A 25,745-nucleotide genomic window follows, 5' to 3' on the forward strand; every position below is an offset into this window, starting at 1 on the left:
CACCCTTTGCCTCATGCCCGTCGGAATGGCCAAGATCACGCTCCGGCCAGACAATATCCCGCAGCTTCTGCTTCAAAACCTTGGCTTCCGGAAAGCCGCCATCGCGCTTGCGCTCCCAGATAAGGTCGCCATTGACGTGGATTTCGAAGATGCCGCCTGTGCCGGGAATCAGCGCCACCTCACCCAGATCAGCGCCGAATGTGGAGAGCAGCTCCTGCGCCATCCAGGCGGAGCGCAGCATCCAGCTGCATTGCGTACAATAGGTGATGGTGATGCGCGGCTTCGTGGTCATGGCTCGACTTCTAGCATTTTCTCGCCGGGATGTAAGGTGCCGTCGGGCGCGACGAGCGGGTTGTAACCGGATTTCAGAATAGCAAGCATCTTGGGTACGGCCGCGCGTGCCCGCTCCGCCATCTCCACCGTGCCGCAAAGCGGAAAAAGCACGACAGGATAATCGTCCTTCGGGAAAAAATCGCGCCGTCCTATACAGCATTGTTTGCGGCGGCAGGCGGGCTTGTTGCAAATCTTATGGTAGCCAAGTGCTGTTGCCATGGCCTGAAACAGCGAGAGCATCACCACATAGCGGCGGTGGGCGCGCTTTTGTCCCTCTATATCGGCAGCATATTGCTCATCTGTCTGTTGCGGATGTCTTGGCTGCAGCGTGAAGGGCAATTCCGGCAGCGGGTTTGGTATGAATGAGCAAAATGGCACCAGATCATCCTGCGAAAATTTTTTGCGCTTACCCATGCTGATTTTCTCCGTGCGTTTACCTTGCCACGCCCGCTTTTGCGTCTGGCTATTGAAATGGTGGGAAAGACGGGCGGTCATCGAAGCGCGTCTTTGTAGTAGGTAAAGCGATCCGAAGACCGCCCGTCCGGCGATTTTGCATTCTGTCCGTTCCGCTTGGGAGGCCTCGGCTACCCAAGGCATGCCATTTGCGGCACGCCATGCGTTGGCCTTGTGCCCCTTAAAGTGCTCGTCCAGCACGCGCCGTTCCTAGTAACGGCAGGGGAACCCTTGGACAGAACGTCCCCGGATAGCGGGTCCGTAACCCGCCATCGGAGGCGCCCATCCTTCCCCAAACTTCGAACGGCTCCGGAAGCTGTTCCCCGCGGGAAGGACAGGAGCAGAATAATTCAGAGCGGGAACTGTTGGATAAGTTTGTCGAGATTATTTTAGGAAAGTCTGATTTGCACAAACCAAATGCGCCCTTCGACAAGCTCAGGATGAGGGAGGTCGGTTGATTGCAGGGCGCCAACTCTTGCAACTATTGTAACTCTTGCAACGCCAGCAAGTTGTCTCTGCAACCCAAAAAACTTCCCTCATGGTGAGCTTGTCGAACCACGCACACCAGCAAATGCAGCCAAAAGACAAACACTGCCATCAAGACAGATCAGCGACGGGTCATCTCGCGGGCAATGCGGTTGCTCCCCCTTGTGGGGGTCTGAAGGACGGAAGAGACAAGTGACGCCCCGGGGACGCGGAGCGTCAGGGAGGGGAATTTTATGAATCAAACATGCCACCCAACTGACACCCTCCTGACAGAAGGTTGTCAGGAGCCCTGCGCTATAAAATATGCGCGAAACGGGCGGGAGGCGCGGACATGGACGGATCAGCACAGATCAATGGCAGTGCGACGGATTTTGATTTCCTCATTGGAAACTGGAACATTCGCAATTTGCGGCTGAAGGAGCGCTTTGCCGGATGCCATATATGGGATGAGTTTCACGCCACATCGACCGTGCGCAAGCTTTTGAACGATACCGCCAATCTTGAAGAAATGGACATGCCGAGCCAAGGTTTTTCCGGCATCACATTGCGCCTGTTTAACCCGCGCGATGGATCATGGTCTCTGCATTGGGCCGACAGCCGCAGCAACTTCCTGTTTCCGCCGGTCATCGGCCATTTTGACGATGGCAAAGGCGTGTTTTACGGCAATGATACGGATAATGGCACGCCGGTGCGCGTGCGCTTTCACTGGACGCCCTCGCCCAAAGCTCCGCTCTGGGAGCAAGCCTTTTCCAAGGATGGCGGCGAGACATGGGAAACCAACTGGGTGATGAAATTTACGCGCATGCCCGCATAGGCTTCGCCCTCAAATCAAAAGACCCCACCATGGCATCCAGGCACGACAAGCCGAAAGCAATGGCCAGCGGCTGAAGATGAGGGAAAAGGTGGAGGCATTTTTCTTGCCTCCGACTTCCCCGCCCTCATACTGAGCTTGGCAAAGGACTGAGCCTGCCAAACGGCAGGCCGTGCACTGCCATCAAGCAGATTAGCGGCGGGTCATCTCGCGGGCGATGCGGGTGAAATCCGCCTGTTTGATACCGATATCGGCACGGTCTGCGGCGCTCATGCTGTTGAGCAAAGCCAGCGCATTGCGATAATCCGCATCATTGCGGCGACGTCCACGTGTGGCAAAATCAAAGATAAAACTCATGGCCTGATCCTATGGCACTGTTTGGTTGGCCATAGGATATGCGGAGATGGCGGGATTGTGCAGTGCAATATTGGAATGGCAGGTATGATGTGGTGAAATACACAGCAGACATGTTATTTACACAACATTTTTGTTGTGTTAGTAATAGTCTATGAACAATTCACCTATGATTCTTAATGAACGCGACGCACGCGAAGCTAAGCAAAATTTAGTGCTCGCAGAGATAGCTCTGTCAGCTCGCGAGAATATTGCTTTGGCAGCCAAGGGTTTCCCCTCATGGTTAATCGCGAGCCATCAAAAGGTTGTTGCGTCCTACAAAGATCGAACTGCAACTTCGCTGCAGACTTACAATTCTTTAAAAAGTGGCGATCTGTCGACCATCTCACTTTCTAAAATGGATCCAGGCGTTTCTCTTATTGTTGCGCGGATAGCTAAAGGATTGTCCCAGAAGCAACTCGCGGAACGATTGGGACTAAAAGAACAGCAGATACAGCGGTATGAATCTGAAAGGTATCGTTCCATCAGCCTTTCAAATTTTAGACGAGTTGCATCACTGCTTGATGTAAATATAACAGCGACCGTTCAACATGCTCACAATCCTTTTTTTCTCTCGTTTAACGATGAAAACTCAAGCATCGATAAAAAAACGTTAGACAAGATCGTGCACCATGCTGAGGCGGAAAATTGGTTTGAAGTAAAAGATAAAGAGGCCACAAGTCATCAAGTTCTAAGATACATATCTTCTGCGAGGGACAACTACGGAAGTCCGGCATTGTTAAGAACTGGTATCAACTCTAAGGAACTAGCAGACGACATATCGCTATTAGCTTGGCGCGCTCGAACACTGGATTTAGCAAAAACTGTGCTGGATTCTAGGTTACCAAAATTCAATCTGATAAATCTGGATTGGTTGCGACATTTGGTGGGTATTAGTCGGCTAGAGCATGGTCCTGCTCTAGCAAGTGAAGCGCTTAAAGAAAACGGTATTATATTAGTAATAGAGCCTCAGATTTCGGGTCTGGCATTGGATGGCGCAGCCTTCGTAGTCAACGACACACCAGTGATAGCGTTGACACTCCGTCATGATCGCATCGATAATTTTTGGTTTACCCTAATGCATGAGCTGGGGCATGTTTATCTTCACTACTACTCTGGCCTTTCATTAGGGTTTTTCGATAATTTAGACTTTGATGACATCGATCAAATGGAAATTGAGGCCAATAATTTTGCATCAACACTATTGATACCAGACGAGTCTTGGAAGATTTCACCCGCCAGAATCTCAAAAATTGCTGGACCAGCTGAAACTTTTGCACAGCAGTTGGGGATACACCCTGCAATTGTATTTGGGCGCATGCGAAAGGAACGAAATAACTATAAGATATTCTCTGATCGAGTCGGAGCAGGACAAGTTCGTAAATGCTTTAATCTTCAAAAGGGATGACCCCAAATGATGCCGATTGAGACGTTAGACTATGTGCCTACCCTGCGTTTTAAGAGTGGCGAGCGAAATGCTCTTAGCAGACTTAATAAAACGGTGTCAGACCGTATCCTCCCACATTTTATTTTGACTCCGCTCTCTGAGAAAGATCAAGAGAAAAAACGACATCTGACCCCTGACGAACTCATTCATTTGAATGCGAGAAGAATCGGCATCACTTGGCCATTACGGCCCGCTCTTGTAGATGTTCGCTTTCTATTCGATGCCCTAGGTGACCTTGGATCAGCCGCGTGGTTGCCAACACTCTTTGTCCAGATCAAAGGCGCTAACGGATTGCCAATCCCAGTTATGACATTGGCTGATATTGAAGGTGGTCACTATGAGGGATTTAAAGCCACTATTGACAAGATAGGGCCTGATCTCGCGTTAAGGCTTCAACTCGAAGATTTATCTGACGTTCGCCTAGCAATCCGCATACAAAACATTCTTTTGAAGCTGGTGGCAAAACCTGCCCAAGTTATAGTCTTGCTAGACCTCTCTGACGCAAGCTTTGATGACAAAGAGGCTATCTCTGAATACTTGAAAGACACTTTTAACCGCCTTCTTGCCATCGGAATTTGGCGTCGAGTAATACTTCAAGCAACTTCATACCCTGATTCCAATCCTGCTAAAACTAACACTGTAGTCATGTTAAAGCGTAATGAATTTGACATCTGGAAAAGTTTTATTGAATCAGACCCCGTAGCCCGGGATTTGCTTTCATTTGGTGATTTTGGAGCTGATTGCGCAAAATTCACTTTCAAGTCGATAAAAGTTAAACCAATCCCACATATACGTTACTCAACTTCTGACAGTTGGATTGTAGCGAGAGGAAACAAACAGGACTCTGCTGCGACATCAATTGCTGCAGTATCAAATATGATTCTGGAAAGTGGTAAATTCTTAGGATCTGATTACTCATGGGCGGACCAGTTCATTGCTGATCGTGCTTCCTCAAAGGGTAACCCGGGAAATGCTATAACTTGGCGCCAAGTCAATACGGTACACCACATTACACAAGTTGTTTCTGAAATAGGTGCCATCAAGCATTTCGACGTGGAGCGTTATAGTAACGATAGCCTTGGCGAGCAACTCAGCTTCTTAGATGCAGATTCAAGTTAGATTACTTATAGACTGAATGGGGCTTGCGTTATTCACCACTCCTCCTGCTCGACCGTCAAAGGCTTGATTCCCGGCGTGGCAGGTTCGGGGCGTTGCGGGTCGATGACGACCGGCGTGGGGGCTGGGCGCGGCGTGGTGCAGGCTGAGGCGGTGCACAGGACAAGCGTGCCGAAAAGAAATGCGCCGAGAAGGCGCAAGGGCCTTTGGGCGCGGACAATGGCGCGAGGGAAGCGCGGATAGCGGCAGGCCGCTATCCGGTTTTGTCTGGTTCGTGATCCCGGCAATGCGGTTCCACCATCCGGCACTATATTAGTTATCGCTCATCTTCAGCGCCTGAATGAAGGCTTCCTGCGGAATTTCGACCTTGCCGAACTGGCGCATACGCTTTTTGCCTTCCTTCTGCTTTTCCAGAAGCTTGCGCTTGCGCGAGACGTCGCCGCCATAGCACTTTGCCGTCACATCCTTACGCAGGGCCGAGATGGTTTCGCGCGCGATCACCGTGCCGCCAATGGCCGCCTGGATCGGGATTTTGAACATGTGCTTGGGGATGAGGTCCTTGAGCTTTTCGCAAAGGTCGCGGCCGCGCTTTTCGGCAGCGCCGCGATGCACCATCATCGACAGAGCGTCCACGGGCTCGCCATTGACCAGCACGGACATCTTGACCAGATTGCCCTCGCGGTAATCCGACAGATGATAATCAAACGAGGCATAGCCCTGGCTGATCGATTTCAGGCGGTCGTAGAAATCGAACACGACTTCATTGAGCGGCAGGTCATAGGTGACCATGGCGCGCTTGCCGACATAGTTGAGATCGATCTGAATGCCGCGGCGGTCCTGACACAATTTGAGGATCGAGCCGAGATAATCATCGGGCGTGAGGATGGTTGCCCTGATCCACGGTTCCTCGATGGTGGCGATCTTCATCACGTCCGGCATGTCGGCTGGATTGTGCAGCTCGATCTGCTTGCCGTCGGTCATGTTGAGCTTGTAGACAACGCTTGGCGCGGTGGCGATGAGATCAAGATTGAACTCGCGCTCCAGCCGTTCCTGAATGATTTCCAGATGCAACAGCCCAAGGAAGCCACAACGGAAGCCGAAGCCCAGCGCCGCGGAACTTTCCATCTCAAATGAGAACGACGCATCATTGAGCCGCAGGCGGCCCATGGCAGCGCGCAAGTCCTCGAAGTCCGCCGCATCGACGGGGAAAAGGCCGCAGAACACCACAGGCTGCGCAGGCTTGAAGCCGGGCAGGATGGAATCGGTCGGGCGCTTGTCCTCGGTGATCGTATCGCCAACGCGTGTATCGGCCACTTCCTTGATCGAAGCGGTGATGAAGCCGAACTCGCCGGGTCCAAGCTCATCCATGGCAACCATTTTCGGCGTGAACACGCCGGTGCGCTCAACCGGATATTTCGCGCCGGTGCCCATCATGCGGATGGTCTGGCCCTTTTTGAGCACGCCATCAATGATACGCACAAGCACGATAACGCCGAGATAGGAGTCATACCAACTGTCAACCAGCATGGCCTTCAGCGGCTTGGTGCGATCTCCTTCGCGCGGGGGCGGCAGCTGCTTGACGATGGCTTCCAGCACATCAGGAATGCCAAGGCCGGTCTTGGCCGAAATCAGCACAGCCTCACTGGCATCAATGCCGATGACATCTTCCACCTGCTCGCGGATACGCTCCGGCTCGGCGGCGGGAAGATCGACCTTGTTCAACACCACGACGATCTCGTGGTTATTGTCGATGGCCTGATAGACATTGGCCAGCGTCTGCGCCTCAACGCCCTGCGAGGCATCGACCACCAGCAGCGAGCCTTCGCAGGCCGAGAGTGAGCGCGACACTTCATAGGCAAAGTCGACATGGCCGGGCGTGTCGATCAAGTTGAGGACATAGGTCTCGCCATCATTGGCCTTGTAGTGCAGCCGGACAGTCTGCGCCTTGATGGTGATGCCGCGCTCGCGCTCGATATCCATCGAGTCGAGCACCTGCTCCTTCATGTCGCGCAGTTCCAGCCCGCCGGTCGATTGGATCAGGCGGTCAGCAAGGGTGGATTTGCCATGGTCGATATGGGCGACGATGGAGAAATTACGGATGTGATCTAGTGGAGTGCTCATGCGCGCCACATAGAGCATTTTCAGGCGATTTGGAAGGGCGAGCGTAGCGGCAGGCAATATTCGCTGCGAATAGTTTTACCCGGGTATATTGACGGCAGAGTTTTATCCGGGTAAATCCAGGGCGACGTTTGAGCAATGGATGATGATTATGAACAGTGTGAGCGCCTTTCAGGGCAACAGGAAAATCGCAAGTGGAACGCCAGCGGAGGTGGCTCTGACGCTGAAGCGTCTGGACGATAATGGCGAGGCGGTTCTTGTTTTCGATGATGCAACAGGCAGGCAGATTGAATTTGATCTGCGCGGCACCGATGCGGAGATATTGGCGCGGCTGGACAATAGTGAACCGCGCAAGCCTGGCCGCCCGAAACTTGGCGTTACGGCACGAGAGGTAACGCTCCTGCCGCGCCATTGGGACTGGCTCGCAGCGCAACCGGGCGGCGCCTCCGTTACGTTACGCAAGCTGGTGGATGCTGCGCGGGCCGCAAATGGTGGGCGCGAGGCAAAGCGTCAGGCGCAGGAAGCGGCAGACCGCTTCATGTTGGCCATGGCCGGCAATCAGCCGCATTATGAAGAGGTCACCCGCGCGCTTTATGGCGGAAACTACCAGCGCTTCGCCGAACTGACGGAGGACTGGCCGCGGGATATCCGCGACCATGTACGCGCTCTGGCAGAACCAGCGTTTGATTGGCCGGACTGAACCGGCCTAATACGTTCGTTGAATAAGTGCCTTTTTGGCACGTTTATTGCTCTGTTATCGGCATCCACTTGGCGCGAGGCCCTCAGCCGACACGCCAGTGAATGCCGAATTTTATTTTAAGCGCGTGGCTGGAATATTTTAGCAGCCTAATAATAAGGATTACGTGTTTCATGAAGGATATTTTTCGAAAACGCATTATTCGATCATGCATATTTTCAGCGCTGTTTGCCGTTTTATCAGGCTGCAGCGAGAGTAACGATACAACTTCGGAAACCGCGTCGACCTTTCCAGCCATCGTTGCGGAAAAGATCGTCGCATCTCCTGCCTTAGTAGATAGCTCGGACGAAGTAGTCGTGGGGATAGTAACGGCAGTTCCCGGCACGTCATCTGCTGTCCCGCCCGAGGCGAGTGTCGTGGTCCAAGACCCGCTCGTTATATTCGATGGTGGGAAGGTGACAACAACAGAACAGGAAATAGCGCCGTTAGCTGTGAAGGAGCGGGAAGAGGTTACACGCTTTGTCACAACCTCGCCCGATACGATTGAAAATCCGACATTCTGGTCTTCACCGGCCTATGAGTATGATCTCGGCAATCTTGTAGCATCCGTGAGCACTGACTCCAGCAGTTTCACATACGGGCAGATTCTGATCACCCCGATCAAGGGATGGATTCGCTATCCCATGAAGTCAGTCTCGCCGACGCCGCCAGGCCAATATCCCGTCATTGTCTTTCTACATGGACAGCACACCCCAGCAGATCCAAATTATCGGGGTTATGATTATCTGGCAGAGAATCTGGCCACTCACGGCTATATTGTACTCTCGATTGACGCTAACGCCATCAACGCTGATGGCGACCAATCCGGTCAGTCGCGGGCGCAACTGGTTTTAGGGACATTGGACCGGCTACGCCAGATTAACGAGCATGGTCAAGTTGACAAAAATGGCAATGCTGGCGCACTGAACAAACTCAAAGGAAAATTTGACTTTGAGCGCATTGGCATTATGGGCCACTCGCGAGGAGGACAAGGTGTTGCAAACACAATCAAATTCAACCAGAACCGTCGAGGTGCCAGCTATGCGGGACTGGCAGTAGCGCTTTCGGTCAATCCAACAAAATACATAACCGCATATCCGGACTTTGCCGATGTGTTTATACCAAAAACAGCTAAAACTGTTGTAAGTCTCGACGAAGAAAAATTCAGAGCAGCGATAGCCAAATACAATATTTTCTATGCAGAAGGTAGTGACACGGCTTCACCCTATGACTTCAGGGCAGCCTTTCTTCTCGCGCCTACAGATTTCGGCGGCAACAAGGATTTGAACGGCGTGCCGCTTGCTGTACTTCTACCCACCTGCGATGGCGACATGCTCAATCTGCAAGGAGCAATCTCCTATGATCACAACAGATTTGGCAATGGCAGCGATACGGCAACACGCTATCAAATAGCGGTTCAAGGCGCCAACCATAATTATTACAATACAACTTGGATCAATGACGATTTCTCCACTACCGCAGGACCTGGCCATTGCATGGCGAACCACACAGATACCATAAGGGTCAGCGATGAAGACCAACGACGCAACGGACTTTATCTTATTAATTCTTTCATGCGCTATCATGTGGGAGGAGAACAACAGTTTGCAAGCTGGTGGAACGGAATGGCCCAACTGCCAGAGGCTGCCTGCCCTGTAGGACGCGGCCCCTGTGACGAACGCGTTATCCTGACAATTCAGCGAAATGAGGGCCAACGCAAACTGATTCAGCACTTCGCATCGGCAGAAAGCCTTAGCATCAATTCGCTCGGCGGCCCGGTCACCTCTACCGGCTTCAACAACTTAGCCCGGTGTGACATGCCTGATGGAGCGCTGATCGCAGGCGATTGCTCACCTGCCCGCATAGCAGGTTTTGAATTCAATAGTTGGGGTGGTTCTGGCCTACGATCCATAGCAGAACATGCTGAACTTTCGTGGACCAAAGCTGGCGCAACAATTACAAATGATCTACTTGGCACTTCGGCAGCGCCCCACGATACTTTGAGCTTCCGCATAGCGGTCGTGCGCCCGATGGGGCAGGAGGTTTTGGTAACACTGACTGATAATGTTGGTAAGGAAGCGACTATCGAAGCCAGCGATTTCAGTGGTGCGCTCTATAACGCACCAAAAACCAAGGCTGAAGGCCGGCCCATGATTGATGATCCCATCGACAAGCCCTATTCAACCGGGCAGGTTAAGATGCTTCTCAACATGGTGGCGATACCACTGAAAGCATTTGCTGGAATTGACTTAAACAATCTGAAAGAACTCAAGCTGACGTTTCCTAAAGACAGAGGCAAGGTTGCTCTTGCGGACATCCAGTTCCAGACATTGGGACGGGATCAGTTCGGCCCTCGAATGGTCGCTGTCCAAAATAAGAACAGCAAAGCGCAATAGTAATATACGATAAGGCCCGGCTCTGAGCCATTTCAGAGCCGGGCCTTTCTCAATGATTGTGCTAATCAGACGCCGATCTTGCCACCACCCTTTTTGGTGATTGCGACGACGGACGGGCGGACGGGCATATCGTCCTTGAAGTCCGGCCAGCGGGTCGAAAGGTCTTCATAATAGGACGGACGGCCAAAACCTTCCCAATCTTCGCCGCCATCGGCGGGATGCTGAACGGCGACCATCATGGTTGCCATATCCGGCAACATCAGCGGACCGCACATTTCTGCGCCGATCGGCACGCGGAAGAAAAGTTTCGAGGTAGCACGGGCCGCACCTTCCGTATCAACCGCCCATAGACCATCGGTACGGCCCGTATCCTTCGGCGAGTTGCCATCCGTTGAAACCCACAGCCGTCCATCAGCATCGACAGAGCAATTGTCCGGCATGCCGAACCAGCCATTCTTTGTGGTTTCGGTGGAGAAAGATGCGCCGACATCGGCAATGGAAGGATCGCCGCACTTGAGCAATATTTCCCATTTGCCCTTTGTTGCGGCGAAATCGCCATCAGCCTCGGCAATTTCAACGATATGGCCGAACGCGTTCTTGGCACGCGGATTGACAGCGTCGATCTGATCGTCCTTGCGTTTGGTATTATTGGTCAGCATGACATAGACCTTGCCGTTGACACCATTCGGCTGGATGTCTTCCGGCCTGTCCATCTTGGTAGCGCCCAACAGATCGCCTGCACGACGGGTTTCAATCAAAACATCCGCTTGCGAGGCGAACCCGTTTTCGGCTGTCAAAGGACCGGTGCCATGCACTATCGGCAACCAGTTAACAGTTCCGTCGGCTTCAAACTTTGCGACGTAAAGCGTGCCTTCGTCCAGCAGGTCCAGATTAGCAGCGCGATCATCAGGATTGAACTTGCCGGTGGTTACAAACTTATAAACGTAGTCGAAACGCTCGTCATCGCCGAGATAAAACACGACTCGGCCATCTTTGGAAACGATCGACTCAGCGCCTTCATGCTTGAAGCGGCCCATGCTGGTGCGTTTCTTGGGGACAGATACCGGATCGTTCACGTCGACTTCGACAATCCATCCGAACCTGTTGGCTTCATTGGGGTCTTTCGAGACATCGAAGCGATCATGGAATTTGCCCCATTCATAACTGCCCTCCGGAAGGCCGAGGCGTTTGTAGTTTGCCGCTTCCTTGCTGTCGGCAGCCAGTTCGCCCGTGAAATAGCCATGAATATTTTCTTCGGCCATCACATAGGTGCCCCAGGGCGTGACGCCTCCAGCACAATTATTAATTGTCCCGAAGACTTTTCTGCCGGAGGAATCTGCATTGGTTTTTACACGGTCATGACCGGCAACAGGACCGGACAATTGCATCTCGGTATTGGCGGTGATGCGGCGATTCAGCTTGCCGTCCTTGACGACCTGCCATTTACCACCGGTCTTCTTGATCTCGACAATAGTGCCTCCATGGGCAGCCATCTCGATATCAACACGCTTCTTGTCGGCAGGAGCGACTTCGATCTTGCCCTCAGCAACCTTAACGATGCCTGGGAACATGAGATGTTCATTCGTGTATTCATGGTTGACGACCAGAAGACCATGCTCAGACGAGCCATCTATCGGAATATAACCGACATAATCATTATTGTAGCCAAACTGCTTCGCCTGAGATTCCGGAGTCTGATTACGCGGATCAAACTCTGGAGAATCCACGAAAATTCCATCGCCCCAGCGTAGAAGCACATCCGCATCATATCCGGCTGCAACATGGTGTTTTTCATCAATGCCGGCTTCTACTTCCTCAAAACTGAAAGCAGATTTGGTTTCAGCGCGAGCATCATCAGCCAGCATCAGCGCCATCGGGCTGACGGTGGCTGCAATAGCTGAAACCGCGAGTGATCCTTTCAGAAAGCCACGGCGGGAGAATCGAGCTGCAATGAGCTCGCCCATTGTAGGATTGTCGGTCGGATTGTGGCCAGGACCATCATTCTCTTCAAGCTGGCTGGTTCTGAAAACGGGAGTTTGATCATTCATGGCGTGACCTCTGGCTGTCTGGCTGGGTTGCGGATTAGAACCGTTCCAGAATGGCTAGAAGTTCAGCGTAACAAACTGATGACAAGAGTTCAGCTTTTATAGCGGTAGCTACCAACGATTAAAGTCAGAAACCTATTAAGACCCAATCAGCTTACTGAAAGAGTCGAGGTCCACATTGCCTCCTGAAAGGACGACCGCCACCGTCTTGCCCTTGATATCGACTTCGCCAGAAGCCAGCGCAGCAAGACCAACAGAACCGCCGGGCTCAACCACCAGTTTCAAATGGCTTGCTGCCTCGCGCATGGCTTTGCGCACGGCGATATCGGAAACAGCGATGCCGCCGGCCAGATTTTGCCTGTTGATTGGAAATGTGAGATCGCCGGGTTGAGCAGTAAGAATTGCATCGCAGATTGAGCGATATCCCGTCTCATTGCTGCGAATTTCACCAGCGACCAATGAACGGCGCAAATCGTCAAAGTTTTCCGGTTCGACGCCCCAAATGCGCGTTTGCGGAGAGCGCGCTTTTACTGCAATCGAGACGCCACTGATGAGACCACCGCCGCCGCTGGGCACAAATACATCATCCAGCGTGATACCGCGTTCTTTGGCTTCATCAGCAATTTCAAGCCCGATCGTGCCCTGACCCGCAATAATGGATGGGTCATCGTAAGGCGGCACCAAAACCATGCCACGCTCTTCAATGAAGGGGGCGGCAATCACGTCCCGACTCTCGGTGTAACGGTCAAAAAACACAACCTCCGCCCCGTAGGAGCGGGTATTATCAACCTTAACCTGTGGCGCATCGCTGGGCATGATGATGACTGCCTTGATGCCGAATATGCGGGCAGAACTTGCGACGCCTTGTGCGTGATTGCCTGAAGAGAATGCAACGATCCCGCGCTCTTTCTCTTCCGGCGTAAATTGACTGATACGGTTATAAGCACCGCGAAACTTGAATGAGCCGGTCCGTTGCAGGCATTCTGGCTTGAAGAAAATACGCGCATTGTAGCGGTCGTTGAGACTTTCCGATTCCATCAGCCGTGTCGGCACAAGCTGCCCGGACAATCTCTTTGCGGCAGCTTCGATATCGGCAATCCCGGCGGCGAAATTTTGATGATCCATGAGCCCTCTCCTGTCAGCTATCCAGTCGATAGCATTCTATAATGCAGCAGGCATCCAAATCATTGTCATCATATCAATCTGGCACGAATACCGCGTTGGCACGCTTTTCCAGAAACTCGGGCAACTCTGCAATCGAGCCAAGGATCGCGTCACTAAGGTGAGCAAGGTCATCCAATGTGCTGTTTCCTGACAGGACGCCTATGGCAAGTCCCGCTCCAGCGGCATGGGCCATTTCCAGATCGTGGGAATTGTCACCCACCATGGCAATCGCTTCGACTGGGAGGCCTGTTTTCGCGGCAAAGAGGTGAAGCTGGTCTGCATGCGGCTTGGCGCGGGCAACGGAGTCATATCCTATGATTGCCGAGAAAAGCGGTGATAGCCCCAAGGCTTCAGCTGTAGCGCGAGCGCCTGCTTCAGAATCATTGGTTGCTATGCCAAGCACGAAACCCCGAGCAACGAGAGCTTCGAGCGTTGCGTGCAATCCATCGATTCCGACAGCGCGGCGCGAGCCTTCCTGAACTGTATAATGATCATAGTCACGAATACATTGCCGTTTTTCTTCGAGAGAAAGCTCGGGATGCCACAGATCAACAACATCATTGATGGTTCCGGCAGCAACCACCGAGCCACCGCGGAACTTTTGCATCTCCCAATCATATCCCCCAGCCTCAACGAGAGCCTTCGCGCGGATTTCATCACCCTTGGCGGCCATGTGCGCCAGTTCCATGGTGATGCCAAACCAAGTTTTATTGAAATCGACCAGCGTTCCATCCTTGTCGAACAGAATACCGCGTATCTCTTTAGACTGGGTGGTTCGCATCATGATTCCAGCGAGCCGGGCTTGGCATTTTCAGATCGTCTGCTGCCGAGAAGTTTCAGGAGATCGTCGCCACGGCGGGTATAGCGATGGCCGCGCCTTGTCAGAACTCGGCCAGCCTGTGGAGCGGTCAATATTATATCACCGGCGGGATCCCCCGGCACGGTCACAACAGTGACCAGCTTGTCGCCCGCCTTCACCTGAGCACCAATATCGACGTGGAACAGGATCATCCCGCCTTGAGGAGCTCTGATCATCTCGACATTTTCAAGCGGCGTGACAGGTCCGTTGAAATCTACCGTCAGTGCAATACTCGTATCGACGATGACGCCGCGATGAACAAGGAACTTGTAAAGACCTTCCGCATCAGACTTTCCAGTATCGATATTGACATCACTGAGGCCACGAAACTCCACTGTGGTGACGGCTCGGGTTTTCTGTTCTGTTTTCGGTAGTTGGAGCACCGGATGCGCGCAAGCTTCTTCAAAAGCTGCATCGGCGGTGCTGTCCCACGAAAGAATAGCGGTAGAGCCGAGGGCGGACGCCAGATCATACATTTCCGGCAAAAACGCCTGGTGGATGTAGAGGTAGCTTTCGCTTTCATCGTCACAATGCAAATCGAGGACAATCTCGTGCGGGAGTGCCTGACGCAGAAGTTCGGCTTTCAGTCGCTCTGCCAGTGGCACCGGTCCATCAATGGCGGGCAAGGATGATGTGTCAAAATTCTCCAGAAGGGGAAATGAACGGTTGAAGTTCGTACTGGAGAAAAATTCGAAGCGACCAATATGCTGATGGGCCATCCACTGTGCAGAGCCTATCGGGTTGGCTTGAGGAATGACCGTTATATCCCCGGCAATACGCCCTTCCCTGGCAGCTTTTTCCAGCATGGGAATAAGGAAATGCAATGCAGCCTGGCCGGGTAGCTCCGAGCCGTGGAGGGACGATTGCAGATAAGCACTCTTTGCTTGACCGTCCTTGCCCTCAAAGCGCAGCACGCGCAACTCAATGCTGTTGCCCGGCACATCGCCAGCCAGCTGTATAGTCTCGGTCTTCATCATGCTATTTCCTGGTCTGTTGACTGCTTCTACGTAGTCTATTGTTATTTTTCGCGGCGTTTACGCAGGTGCGCGACGAGTCCTTGTGTGGATGCGTCCTTGTCCTTCGCGCTGACCTCGCCCGAAACAACAGGAAGAAGCTCCGTAGCCAATTCCTTGCCAAGTTCGACGCCCCACTGATCAAATGCATTGATTCCGTAGAGCTGCGCTTCGACAAAGACGCGGTGTTCGTAAAGTGCGATGAGACGGCCAAGCGTATAAGGATCAAGCTTATCGTGGATGATCGTTATCGATGGACGGTTACCGGTGAATACGCGATGCGGGGCAATGCGATTGACTTCTGATTTTGGCAGGTTTTTTGCAGCGAGCTGTGCCTTGGCCTCTTCCAACGTACGGCCCTTCATCAAAGCTTCAGACTGTGCCAGGCAATTTGCCAGCAACATCTGGTGCTGATTATCAAGTTCCGGCTCATGTCCGTTGGCAGCGACAATGAACTCGACGGGAATCGTATCGGTGCCCTGATGCAAAAGCTGGAAGAATGCGTGCTGGCCATTGGTGCCGGGTTCGCCCCAGACAACGGGTCCTGTCGGGCCTGAAACCGGCTTGCCATCAATGGTAACGCCCTTGCCATTCGATTCCATGTCAAGCTGTTGGAGATAGGCAGGCAGACGCGCAAGGCGCTGGTCATAGGGGATCACGGCCCGGCTCGTATAACCGGAGATGGCGCGGTGCCAATACCCGACGAGACCAAGCATCATTGGCAGGTTCTTCGAAAGCGCTGCCTTGCGGAAATGTTCGTCCATTGCATGGGCGCCATCCAAGAACCGACCGAAATCTTCCGGGCCAATGGCGATCATCAAAGGCAGGCCAATGGCGGACCAGATTGAATAGCGTCCGCCAACCCAGTCCCAGAAGCCGAAAATACGATCTGCCGGAATCCCGAACGCATCGACTTTCTCAAGAGCTGTCGAGACAGCCGCGAAATGCTTACCGACAGCCTCCTCACCCAAAGCATCGGCAATCCATTTACGGGCTGCCTTGGCATTGGTGATTGTTTCAATCGTCGTGAATGTCTTGGAGGCAATGATGAAAAGGGTTGTCGACGGCTCAAGCCGGGCCAAGGTGTCGGCTATATCCGCACCATCAACGTTGGAAACGAAATGGGCTTTCGGCCCATCGTGATAGGGCGACAAAGCAAGCGTTGCCATGGCTGGACCAAGATCAGACCCGCCAATGCCTATATTGACGATATCGGTGATCGGCTTGTTTTTTGCGCCTTTGATTTCCCCGGAGCGAATACCGGTCGCAAAAACGGCCATACGGTCAAGCACGTCCCTGATGCCCGGCATGACATCCTGCCCGTCGACTTTGACAGGTTTGCCTGAACGGTTACGCAGCGCAACGTGGAGAACGGCGCGGCCCTCGGTATTATTGATGGGTTCGCCCGCAAACATTGCTGTGCGACGGCCTTCAACATTTGCAGCTTTGGCAAGATCACCAAGTAGCGCAAGCGTTTCATCATTGACGAGGCATTTCGACCAATCAAGCAGAAGGTCATCAAGATTGAGGGAATATCGGGAATACCGTTTTTTATCCTCGGCGAATGCATCGCGCATGTTTCTGGGTGCGCCATTCTTCCAATGGGCTTTCAACGCCTGAACCGAACGCTTGATGCTGTTCGCTTGTTCTGAGGCCATAGTCTATCTCCTGATATAATCGTCTCATGCAAATGTCGCGCAAACCTGCCACTAGAACGACTTTAGTTCAATCGACGAAAGGTGGAATATCTTGGCTTTCCGCGATAAGTGATTGCTATGCCTAAAATCGGGCGATGTATCAGGAGATGCCAAATATGGATTTGACGGGTGAAGAACGGATTGCCGCAAACCGCGCGACTGTCTGGAACGCCCTTAACAATCCGGACATATTGAAAGCGTGCATTCCCGGATGCGAACAACTTGAATGGGTGAGCGAGACAGAACTCGAAGCCACGCTTGCTGTCCGGCTCGGTGTCATCAAACCGCGTTTCAGCGGTGCTATTTACCTCAGCAACCTTAACCCACCCTTTTCCTATACGATAAGCTGCGAGGGCAAGGGAAGCATCGCCGGTATCGCCAAAGGCGGTGCGGATGTCGCCCTTGTAGAGGATGGAAATGAGACGCGCCTGATCTACACAGTGAATGCGCAAGTGGGCGGAAAAATCGCAAAATTCGGCAGTGGCTTGATTGCTTCGACGGCGAGCAAAATTGCCACCCGCTTCTTTGAAAAGTTCAACGAAGCTGTTTCTGCCGCATAACTTCCATGCTGTCGTAATTTCCACAGCTCATGGCGGAAAGCCGTTTGGCTCAGGATCGGCTAAGGCGGATATGCTGACGGCGCGCAATTTTGCGCCGGACAGCCAGTCATGCGCATTTACGATTTCATCATTGTCGGGTCTGGATCGGCCGGCTCAGTCGTTGCGAACAAGCTATCGGAAAACGGGCGTTACTCCGTTCTCGTGCTTGAAGCCGGAGGGTCTGATCGGCGATTCTTCATCAGCATGCCGCTTGGCTACGGCAAAACCTTCTATGACAAATCGGTCAACTGGATGTATCGCGCCGAACCAGATCCCGGTCTCGGCGGCAATGCTGACTATTGGCCGCGCGGCAAGGTGCTCGGCGGATCAAGCTCTATTAACGCAATGGTATATGTGCGCGGCGCACCGGAAGATTTCGACGAATGGCGCGATACCGGAAATCCGGGCTGGGGTTATGCGGACGTGGCACCAATCTTCCGTTCCCTTGAGCACCATGACGGCCCGGCAACCAGCCTGGGAAACGATGGTCCATTGCATGTTACCGATTGCTCCAGGCTCTTCCATCCTCTGGCTAACAGGATGATCGCGGCAGCACAGGAAGCGGGTCTTTCTTACAACCCCGACTTTAATGGCGCAGCGCAGGAGGGCGTAGGACCTTTCCAGCTCACGACCAAAGGTGGTCGGCGCATGTCAGCCGCCAAGGCATTTCTGCGACCAGCGATGAAGCGCCGAAACGTGACGGTGCTTACGCAAGCAATGGCGACGCGGATCATATTTGATGGGAAGCGCGCTATCGGTGTGCAATTTACCCGCAAGGGCAAAACGGAACTTGCCAAGGCTGGCCGCGAAGTCATCCTGAGCAGCGGTTCGGTCAACACCCCGCAATTGCTTGAGCTGTCGGGTATTGGTGACGCAAATAGGCTTCAGGCGCTTGGAGTAGAGGTTCTATACGATAATCCGCAGGTCGGCGAAAACCTCTGCGATCATCTCGGCATCAACTACACTTACCGGGCGAACATACCCTCGCTCAATCAGATACTGCGCCCGTGGTGGGGCAAGGCTGTAGCCGGCATGGAATATCTATTGCGCCGAACGGGGCCGCTATCGATCAGCATGAATCAGGGCGGTGGATTTTTCCGGACCGATCCTTCCCAAACGCGCGCAAACATGCAGCTCTATTTTCAGGCATTCTCAACCCTTGTGCCCAAAAATGGTGAGCGACCCATTTTGACGCCGGATCCATGGCCCGGCTTTTCTCTCGGCCTCTCCAACTGCCGGCCCACCAGCAGGGGTTCGATTCATATTCGCTCCAATAATGCGCATGATGCGCCGCGAATTATCGCCAACGCTTTTTCCACAGAGCATGATGTTGCAGAAATGCTGGATGCGGTGAAGTTCCTGCGAAAAATCGCAGCCACTCCAACAATGTCCATGCTGATTGAAGAAGAGCTTCTGCCAGGACCAGATTGCAACAGTGACGACGAGCTAATTGAAGATTTTCGCAAACGTAGCGGGACAGTTTATCATCCCGTCTCGACATGCAGAATGGGGCCTGATCCGTCCCGATCAGTCATTGACCCGCGCTTGAAGGTTCATGGAATATCTGGCCTGCGTGTTATTGATTGCTCGATATTTCCGAACATCATTTCCGGCAATACGAATGCTGCGGCAATGATGGTCGGAGCGAAAGGCGCGCAGATGATTTTGGAAGATCATCCATAGCGCGCCTCCATCATATCAATATCGCGCACCATTTTACTGGCAATCGTGCTTTCCAGCCGCCGAGCCCGAACCAGTCGATAGATTTCCTGCCGCTCCGCTTTAAGCGCGGTAATGCGTAGCCGCTTTTCAATCTCTTCGCTGAGAGCCGTCAATTCACGCTCTTCACCAAGATGCATCCGGCCATCGATGCGCTTGCGGTAAAGCTCCATGATGCGGGTTGCGACGTCCGTAAAAATATCGGCATCGGCACGCCCTGCCGCCAAATCGTGCTGGGCTTTTTCAATGGCCATAATCGCTGCTTCGGCGGCGGCAATACGTGCGTAATCTTCTTCCTTCTGGTGTGAATCCTCCGCTGGGAGATCGATGTTTTTGAGCAGTTTTGGCAAGCATATGCTTGCCGCAACCAGCGACAAAATAATCACACCGGCGGCCAGGAAAATAACGAGATCACGGGCTGGAAAGAGGCTTCCATCGTTCAGGAAAAGTGGCAATGTCAGAATACCGGCAAGGGTGATTGCCCCGCGCACACCGGCGAATGACATTGTGGCAACAAGCTGCCAACTTGGCCTGACAACTGTCTGCTGACCGTCGGAGCGGCGTGAAAGCGCATAACGCCATGAGGCCCATACCCACAAGAAACGAAGCCCAACGAGAGCCGCAAAAATAACGCCTACATAAACTGGCAACCACCAATAGCTGTATCCGTTTGCGTGAACGTTTTTGACCGCGCCCCAGAATATGCTTGGAAGCTGTTCACCAAGCAGAACGAAGATGGCACCATTGGCGGCAAATTGCGCGGTATCCCAGACCGCTGTGCGCCTCACCCGCGTGACTGCCAGTGACTGACTGGAGCTTTCCGCGTAGCTCATCGTGATGCCTGCGGCCACTGCCGCAAGAATTCCCGACGCATGAACATGCTCGGCAAGAAGATAGGCGCCGAAGGGGATGAGCAGACTGATAAGTATCTGCGAGCCGCTTTCCTCACCCAGTCGCCGTGTGAGAAACGCTTTGCCACGCGTGACGCCAATCGTGACGCCAATGCCTATGGCAATGCCTGCAAAGGCGAGCCACAGGAACGTGAAAAATGCTGCCGAGAATGAAAATGTGCCAGTCAACATGGCTGCTACCGCAAAGCGCATGCAAACGAGCCCTGACGCATCGTTCAGCAGTGACTCGCCCTCAAGTATATGCATCATTCGGGACGGAATGGGCACACGGGCGGCAATTGCCGAAACGGCGATCGGGTCTGTCGGCGACACGATTGCCGCCAGGGCAAAGGCAACGGGCAATGGTACAGACGGTATCATCCAGTGAACCAGAAAACCGACGCCAAGAACAGTGAAGATTACAAGCCCCAGCGCCATCTCCAGAATGATGCCCTTATCCCTGAACAGTCCTTCCTTGGGTATGCGCCATCCATCCAGAAACAATAGTGGCGGCAAAAACAGCAGAAAGAAAATATCGGGATCAAGTTCGACGCGGACTTTGGCAACCGAGGCGATCGCCGCGCCCAGACCAATCTGTACCAATGGCAGCGGCACCGGCAAAGGCAACACACGCACAATACTGTCACTGACAACAACCGCCAGCAGCATCAAAAGGACAATGGTAATCGTTTCCACGGCGAATCCTGTTTCGGGCTTATATTCAGGAGAGAGAAGTGCCGGTGCTTTGTCGAGGTGAACCTTGGCAACTTTGTGCCGAGATGTGGCCAAATGAAAGAAATGGAGCGTTACATTGAAACTATGATGAATAAGATTTTTTACGTTTACGTTAATGTAATTGCTTGCAACAGTATGGCTCTCGCCATAGGAGAGATTGTTGAGTAGCATGGTGTAGGGGAAAGATACCAAGCTAAAAAACTAACTGGGAGGTTAATGTGGCTAAACAGGCGAATCCGGTAACAAAGTCTAAAATTGCGGCGTCCAAGATCGCAACCAAAAAAACGGCACCATCTGCAGCAAAGAAATCCTCCGGAAATGTCAAAGAGGCTGTAGCCAGCGCGCAAGCAATATCCACCAAGAAAGCTGCGGTTGCTGCTAAACCAGCTACGACTGCAAAAATGGCTGCTGCCAACAAAGCAACGGCGAAAGCGCCTGCCTCCCAGAACTCTGCTGAAAGCAAACCGGTAGCTGCAGCTGTAAAACCAGCCGCACCCGCAAAAACGCCAGCTAAAAACATATCCAAAGCACCGGCCACTAAAAAAGAACCAGCTATCACGCCTGCTGCAAAGCCGAAAACTGCCGCAAAAGCAGTGCCAGCTAGCAAAGTGACGGCCAAAGCGCCTGCAGCCAAGAAATCTGCTGAAAGTAAATCGGTAGAACCAGCCACACCCGCAAAAGCCCCGGCAAAAAAGATATCAGCGACGCCCACCACTAAAAAAGAACCAACCACCACATCTGCTGCAAAGTCGAAAACTGCCGCAAAAGCAGTGCCAGCCAGCAAAGTGACGGCCAAAGCGCCTGCAGCCAAGACGACTGCTGAGAGCAAACCGGCAGCGGCAGCCAATAAGCCGATCCTGCCGACGCCAAAAATGTGGGTGAAACACTATCCCGAGGGTGTCCCGGCGGACATTCCGGACCTGCCTCATCAATCGCTCGGCGCATTCTTTGACGATGCATTCAAAAAATTCAGCAACAAGCCTGCATTTAATTGCATGGGCAAAAGCATGAGTTATGGGGAGCTCGACAAACACTCCCGCTCCATTGCGGCCTGGCTGCAATCTCGCGGACTGGTCAAAGGCGACCGTGTCGCGATCATGATGCCGAATGTCTTGCAATACCCGATTGTGATCGCCGGTATTTTGCGAGCCGGACTAATCGTTGTTAACGTCAACCCGCTTTATACGCCGCGCGAACTGGAATACCAGTTGAAGGATAGCGGTGCCAAGGCCATCATTGTTCTTGAAAATTTTGCTGCCACGCTGCAGAAAGTCATCACCAAAACCTCTGTGCAACATGTCGTTGTTACCGCTATGGGCGACATGATGGGCCTGAAAGGCCATCTGGTAAATCTGGTTGTAAGGCGCGTAAAGAAGATGGTTCCAGCATGGTCATTGCCTGGACACATTCCTTTCAAGACAGCATTGGCAAAGGGCGCTTCCATGTCCCTCAAGCCGGTTGATGTCAAAAGCTCCGACACTGCTTTCCTGCAATATACAGGCGGCACAACCGGCATTTCAAAAGGCGCGACTCTCACTCACAGCAATATTCTTTCCAATATAGAGCAGATGAGTCTGTGGTGTGATGTTGGCTTCAGGGCCAAAGGCAAGCCCGACAGCATTGTTTATGTCTGCGCGCTGCCGCTCTATCATATTTTCGCGCTTACCGTGAATGCGATGATCGGTATCAAGCAGGGTGGCCTGAACATTCTTATCCCGAATCCAAGGGATATCCCCGCATTCGTCAAAGTGCTGCAGAAGCACAAATTTCATTTCTTTCCTGGGCTGAGTACCCTCTTCAATGGTCTCATGAACAATGAAGAATTCCGCAAGCTAGACTTCAAGGAACTCAGAATGTCGTTCAGCGGCGGCATGGCCATGCAAAGGCCGGTTGCGGATCGCTGGCAGGAGTTGACCGGCAGCCTTATGATCGAAGGTTACGGGCTTTCCGAAACTTCACCCGTTGCCTCGGCCAATCCGCTTGATGCAAAAGAATTCTCCGGCACAATTGGCATGCCCATGCCATCGACGGATTTTTCCATACGCGATGATGATGGCAAGGAACTGCCCTTGCTGGAAGTTGGCGAAATTTGCATTCGCGGACCGCAGATCATGGCAGGTTATTGGAACCGTCCGGACGAGACCGCCAAGGTCATGACTGCGGATGGATTTTTCCGCTCCGGCGATATGGGTTATATGGACGAGCGTGGCTACACGAAGATCGTCGATCGCAAAAAAGATATGATCCTTGTCTCTGGTTTCAATGTTTATCCGAACGAAATCGAAGAAGTGGCCATGGAACATCCAGGCATTGCCGAGGCTGCTGCCGTAGCAATCGCCAATGAGCATTCCGGTGAAGCCGTGAAGCTTTATATCGTGCGCAAGGACAAGACATTGACCGAAGAGGCTGTGAAAGCATTCTGTGCCGAACGCCTTACAAATTACAAACGTCCGCGTGTGGTCGAATTCCGGGATGAACTGCCCAAGAGCAATGTCGGCAAGATTTTGCGCCGCGAATTGCGGGACTAAAAACAAAGGGAGGGTCTCTTTTATGCAATTGCGATCGGAAAACCGCGACACGCTTTTCCAGGAATTGCTTCGACCCTCCCTTATTTTATGCGGGCTGCCCTACATCAATTCTGTTGCCGTCCCTGTCTTCAAAAACGAAGGACCTGAGACCATAATCGTGGTCGCGCAGTCCTTTGATGATACGTAGCCCTTCCCGCTGGCAAATTGCGTGAAGAGCATCAGCATCATCTACTATGATATGCGCCACATTGAACGGTGGTGCGTCATAATCTTTCTGCAAACTTAAGTGCAGCTCGGCACTCTCGCGCTTCAGAATCATAAACCCGACGGGATTTCCGTTTTCGAACGTCTTGGTGAAGCCAAATACCCGCGTATAAAAATCATGTGCGCGGACCATGTCCTTGACCGGAAGCACGGCTGCAATACGCCCGAAGTGAACAGCGTTGGTGGACTTGTCATTCATTTCATAACCTCAAATATCGAAAGCACATTCCATCACTCACGCACGGTGGCGAAGCGATGGCTGTAACTTTCCCAAAAGATCATGAGACGGTGCCCACGCAGTTCCTATAATACGGCAATCTATTACTGGAAAGAGCTTCAGGCCACCTTGTCGCGCACCTGATAATCCTTGATCGCCGCGAAACGGATCGCCTTCCAACGCTCCGCTTCATAGGAAAGCGAGAAGGAATTTTGCGCAAGGAATACTGGATCATTGTCCAGATCATGCGCGATATCGGCGCGATGACCATTGATGAAACGCTGAAGCTCAGCGGGATCATCGGCAGAAATCCAGCGCGCAACAGTAAAGCGTGCTGGCTCAAAGCCTACAGGCAAGGTGTATTCCACCTTTAGACGTTCGGTCAAAACGTCGATCTGCAGGGCGCCGACAACACCAACAATAGCGGGAGAGCCATCATCAGGCAGGAAGAGCTGAACCACCCCCTCCTCCGCCATCTGCTGGAGCGCTTCGCGCAGCTTTTTGGCTTTCATTGCATCATCCAGCCGCACGCGACGCAGGATTTCCGGTGCAAAGTTTGGAACACCGCGGAAAAGCAAATCTTCGCCTTCCGTCAGCGTATCGCCAATACGCAATGTGCCATGGTTTGGGATGCCGACCACATCGCCAGCCCATGCTTCATCGGCAATCTGGCGACTACGGGCAAAGAAAAATTGAGGCGCCGAAAGGCCCATCGGCTTACCGGTGCGCACAAGCTTTGCCTTCATGCCACGTGAAAGCTTGCCCGAGCAAACGCGCAGAAACGCGATCCGGTCACGGTGATTGGGATCCATATTGGCTTGAATCTTGAACACGAAACCTGTCATCTTTTCTTCCGTGGCTTCGACCCGGCGCGTATCGGCATCCTGTGCACGGGGGCTCGGACCAAAATCACAGAAGGCTTCAATGAGATCGCGGACGCCGTAATTGCGCAATGCGGATCCAAAGTAAACGGGCGTCATATGGCCTTCGCGAAATGCCTTAAGATCGAATGGGTTGCAGGCATCACGCGCCAGCGTTACTTCGTCGATCCACGCCTGACGCTCATTTTCGGGCAGGAGACCGGCTGCGCCGGAGGATTCCGGTCCATTGACGGGGCGCGGAGTCTCTTCCGAATCCCGCTGGCGAACCGTATTGTTCTGAAGATTATACGTTCCGGCGAAGCTCTTGCCTCGTCCTATCGGCCATGTGATCGGTGCTGTATCCAAGGCGAGCTTCTGCTCAATCTCATCAAGGATCTCATAAGGATCGCGGCTTTCACGATCCATCTTGTTGATGAAAGTGACAATCGGGATATCGCGCATACGGCAAACTTCAAAAAGCTTGAGCGTGCGCGCCTCAATACCTTTGGCGGCGTCAATCACCATGACCGCGCTGTCTACCGCCGTGAGGGTACGATAGGTATCGTCGGCAAAGTCTTCGTGACCCGGCGTATCGAGCAGATTGAAAATGCAATCCTTGTATTCGAATGTCATGACGGATGTCACAACAGAAATACCGCGATCGCGCTCGATATTCATCCAGTCCGAGCGCGTTTGGATGCGATCTTTCTTCGCCTTGACCTCACCCGCAAGCTGAATGGCTCCACCAAAAAGCAACAGCTTTTCGGTCAGCGTGGTTTTACCGGCGTCAGGATGCGCGATAATCGCGAATGTACGACGTTTGGAAACAGGATGGTCAGCAGAAGACATAAATCGGCTCAAAACTA

At 52.8% G+C, this 25,745-nt stretch carries 21 protein-coding genes and 1 pseudogene; 8 read left to right on the top strand and 14 right to left on the bottom strand.

The genetic code is table 11. The features are described 5' to 3' along the window. Positions 1 to 19: 19 nt before the first annotated feature. A pseudogene (locus V9K92_RS11250) lies at positions 20 to 292 on the bottom strand (SelT/SelW/SelH family protein); the annotation flags it as partial. Further along, the gene (locus tag V9K92_RS11255; protein WP_337354020.1) at positions 289 to 987 is read right to left on the bottom strand and encodes a hypothetical protein; all 699 of its coding nucleotides are present in this window, start codon (positions 985 to 987) and stop codon (positions 289 to 291) included. The pseudogene V9K92_RS11250 and the gene V9K92_RS11255, both read right to left, overlap by 4 nt. Before the next feature lie 616 nt (positions 988 to 1,603). On the opposite strand from V9K92_RS11255, the gene V9K92_RS11260 reads away from it, so the two are divergent. After that, a complete protein-coding gene (locus V9K92_RS11260; protein WP_115054756.1) occupies positions 1,604 to 2,086 on the top strand; it encodes a hypothetical protein in 483 nt (160 codons plus the stop codon). A 189-nt stretch (positions 2,087 to 2,275) separates the two neighbouring features. Here V9K92_RS11260 and V9K92_RS11265 read toward each other — a convergent pair whose 3' ends face one another. Then, entirely contained in the window at positions 2,276 to 2,440 is a 165-nt protein-coding gene (locus V9K92_RS11265) for a hypothetical protein (RefSeq protein WP_307282110.1), read from the bottom strand. Positions 2,441 to 2,591: 151 nt separating this feature from the next. On the opposite strand from V9K92_RS11265, the gene V9K92_RS11270 reads away from it, so the two are divergent. Both V9K92_RS11270 and V9K92_RS11275 read left to right on the top strand, forming a co-directional pair. Further along, positions 2,592 to 3,884: an XRE family transcriptional regulator gene (locus V9K92_RS11270; protein ID WP_337354021.1), complete on the top strand. Its 1,293-nt coding sequence runs from the start codon at positions 2,592 to 2,594 to the stop codon at positions 3,882 to 3,884. Positions 3,885 to 3,890: 6 nt separating this feature from the next. Beyond that, entirely contained in the window at positions 3,891 to 5,042 is a 1,152-nt protein-coding gene (locus V9K92_RS11275) for a beta family protein (protein ID WP_337354022.1), read from the top strand. Positions 5,043 to 5,074: 32 nt separating this feature from the next. Here V9K92_RS11275 and V9K92_RS11280 read toward each other — a convergent pair whose 3' ends face one another. Then, on the bottom strand, positions 5,075 to 5,326 hold the full coding sequence (locus V9K92_RS11280; protein ID WP_337354023.1) for a hypothetical protein: 252 nt from the start codon (positions 5,324 to 5,326) through the stop codon (positions 5,075 to 5,077). Between the two features lie 25 nt (positions 5,327 to 5,351). Next, on the bottom strand, positions 5,352 to 7,160 hold the full coding sequence (gene lepA, locus V9K92_RS11285; protein WP_307282096.1) for a translation elongation factor 4: 1,809 nt from the start codon (positions 7,158 to 7,160) through the stop codon (positions 5,352 to 5,354). Between the two features lie 148 nt (positions 7,161 to 7,308). Between lepA and V9K92_RS11290 the strand changes: the two genes are divergently transcribed. After that, positions 7,309 to 7,857, top strand: coding sequence for a DUF2239 family protein (locus V9K92_RS11290; protein WP_337354024.1), 549 nt, complete (start codon positions 7,309 to 7,311; stop codon positions 7,855 to 7,857). Positions 7,858 to 8,027: 170 nt separating this feature from the next. Beyond that, entirely contained in the window at positions 8,028 to 10,289 is a 2,262-nt protein-coding gene (locus V9K92_RS11295) for an alpha/beta hydrolase family protein (RefSeq protein WP_337354025.1), read from the top strand. 65 nt (positions 10,290 to 10,354) lie between these two features. Here the strand turns inward: V9K92_RS11295 and V9K92_RS11300 are convergent, their stop codons facing one another. The 5 genes from V9K92_RS11300 to pgi all read right to left on the bottom strand — a co-directional run bounded on the left by V9K92_RS11300 (position 10,355) and on the right by pgi (position 17,028). Beyond that, positions 10,355 to 12,337, bottom strand: coding sequence for a PhoX family protein (locus V9K92_RS11300; RefSeq protein WP_337354026.1), 1,983 nt, complete (start codon positions 12,335 to 12,337; stop codon positions 10,355 to 10,357). A gap of 135 nt (positions 12,338 to 12,472) precedes the next feature. Beyond that, positions 12,473 to 13,459, bottom strand: coding sequence for a threonine ammonia-lyase (locus V9K92_RS11305; RefSeq protein ID WP_337354027.1), 987 nt, complete (start codon positions 13,457 to 13,459; stop codon positions 12,473 to 12,475). 73 nt (positions 13,460 to 13,532) lie between these two features. Next, the gene (locus V9K92_RS11310) at positions 13,533 to 14,279 is read right to left on the bottom strand and encodes an HAD family hydrolase (protein WP_337354368.1); all 747 of its coding nucleotides are present in this window, start codon (positions 14,277 to 14,279) and stop codon (positions 13,533 to 13,535) included. Then, a complete protein-coding gene (locus V9K92_RS11315; protein ID WP_337354369.1) occupies positions 14,279 to 15,331 on the bottom strand; it encodes a succinylglutamate desuccinylase/aspartoacylase family protein in 1,053 nt (350 codons plus the stop codon). The genes V9K92_RS11310 and V9K92_RS11315 overlap by 1 nt, the downstream gene beginning before the upstream one ends. A gap of 44 nt (positions 15,332 to 15,375) precedes the next feature. Continuing rightward, a complete protein-coding gene (gene pgi, locus V9K92_RS11320) occupies positions 15,376 to 17,028 on the bottom strand; it encodes a glucose-6-phosphate isomerase (RefSeq protein WP_337354028.1) in 1,653 nt (550 codons plus the stop codon). Positions 17,029 to 17,183: 155 nt separating this feature from the next. Here pgi and V9K92_RS11325 point away from each other — a divergent pair, with 155 nt between their 5' ends. Both V9K92_RS11325 and V9K92_RS11330 read left to right on the top strand, forming a co-directional pair. Then, on the top strand, positions 17,184 to 17,627 hold the full coding sequence (locus V9K92_RS11325) for a CoxG family protein (protein ID WP_115054748.1): 444 nt from the start codon (positions 17,184 to 17,186) through the stop codon (positions 17,625 to 17,627). A gap of 108 nt (positions 17,628 to 17,735) precedes the next feature. After that, on the top strand, positions 17,736 to 19,349 hold the full coding sequence (locus V9K92_RS11330; RefSeq protein ID WP_337354029.1) for a GMC family oxidoreductase: 1,614 nt from the start codon (positions 17,736 to 17,738) through the stop codon (positions 19,347 to 19,349). Here V9K92_RS11330 and V9K92_RS11335 read toward each other — a convergent pair. Together V9K92_RS11335 and V9K92_RS11340 are read right to left on the bottom strand one after the other, a co-directional pair. After that, the gene (locus V9K92_RS11335; RefSeq protein WP_336440452.1) at positions 19,340 to 20,971 is read right to left on the bottom strand and encodes a Na+/H+ antiporter; all 1,632 of its coding nucleotides are present in this window, start codon (positions 20,969 to 20,971) and stop codon (positions 19,340 to 19,342) included. The genes V9K92_RS11330 and V9K92_RS11335 overlap by 10 nt on opposite strands. A gap of 232 nt (positions 20,972 to 21,203) precedes the next feature. Then, positions 21,204 to 21,821, bottom strand: coding sequence for a hypothetical protein (locus V9K92_RS11340; protein WP_337354030.1), 618 nt, complete (start codon positions 21,819 to 21,821; stop codon positions 21,204 to 21,206). On the opposite strand from V9K92_RS11340, the gene V9K92_RS11345 reads away from it, so the two are divergent. Continuing rightward, on the top strand, positions 21,781 to 23,538 hold the full coding sequence (locus V9K92_RS11345) for a long-chain-fatty-acid--CoA ligase (RefSeq protein WP_443094459.1): 1,758 nt from the start codon (positions 21,781 to 21,783) through the stop codon (positions 23,536 to 23,538). The two genes, V9K92_RS11340 and V9K92_RS11345, sit on opposite strands and share 41 nt — an antisense overlap. Positions 23,539 to 23,623: 85 nt before the next feature. Here the strand turns inward: V9K92_RS11345 and V9K92_RS11350 are convergent, their stop codons facing one another. Both V9K92_RS11350 and V9K92_RS11355 read right to left on the bottom strand, forming a co-directional pair. Beyond that, the gene (locus V9K92_RS11350; RefSeq protein ID WP_336440454.1) at positions 23,624 to 24,001 is read right to left on the bottom strand and encodes a VOC family protein; all 378 of its coding nucleotides are present in this window, start codon (positions 23,999 to 24,001) and stop codon (positions 23,624 to 23,626) included. Between the two features lie 137 nt (positions 24,002 to 24,138). Beyond that, complete coding sequence (locus V9K92_RS11355) at positions 24,139 to 25,728, bottom strand: peptide chain release factor 3 (RefSeq protein ID WP_115054744.1); 1,590 nt, start codon at positions 25,726 to 25,728, stop codon at positions 24,139 to 24,141. Positions 25,729 to 25,745: the final 17 nt, after the last annotated feature.

Origin of the sequence: Phyllobacterium sp. CCNWLW109 (assembly GCF_037203905.1) — a bacterium.
Taxonomy (GTDB): Bacteria; Pseudomonadota; Alphaproteobacteria; order Rhizobiales; family Rhizobiaceae; genus Phyllobacterium; species Phyllobacterium ifriqiyense.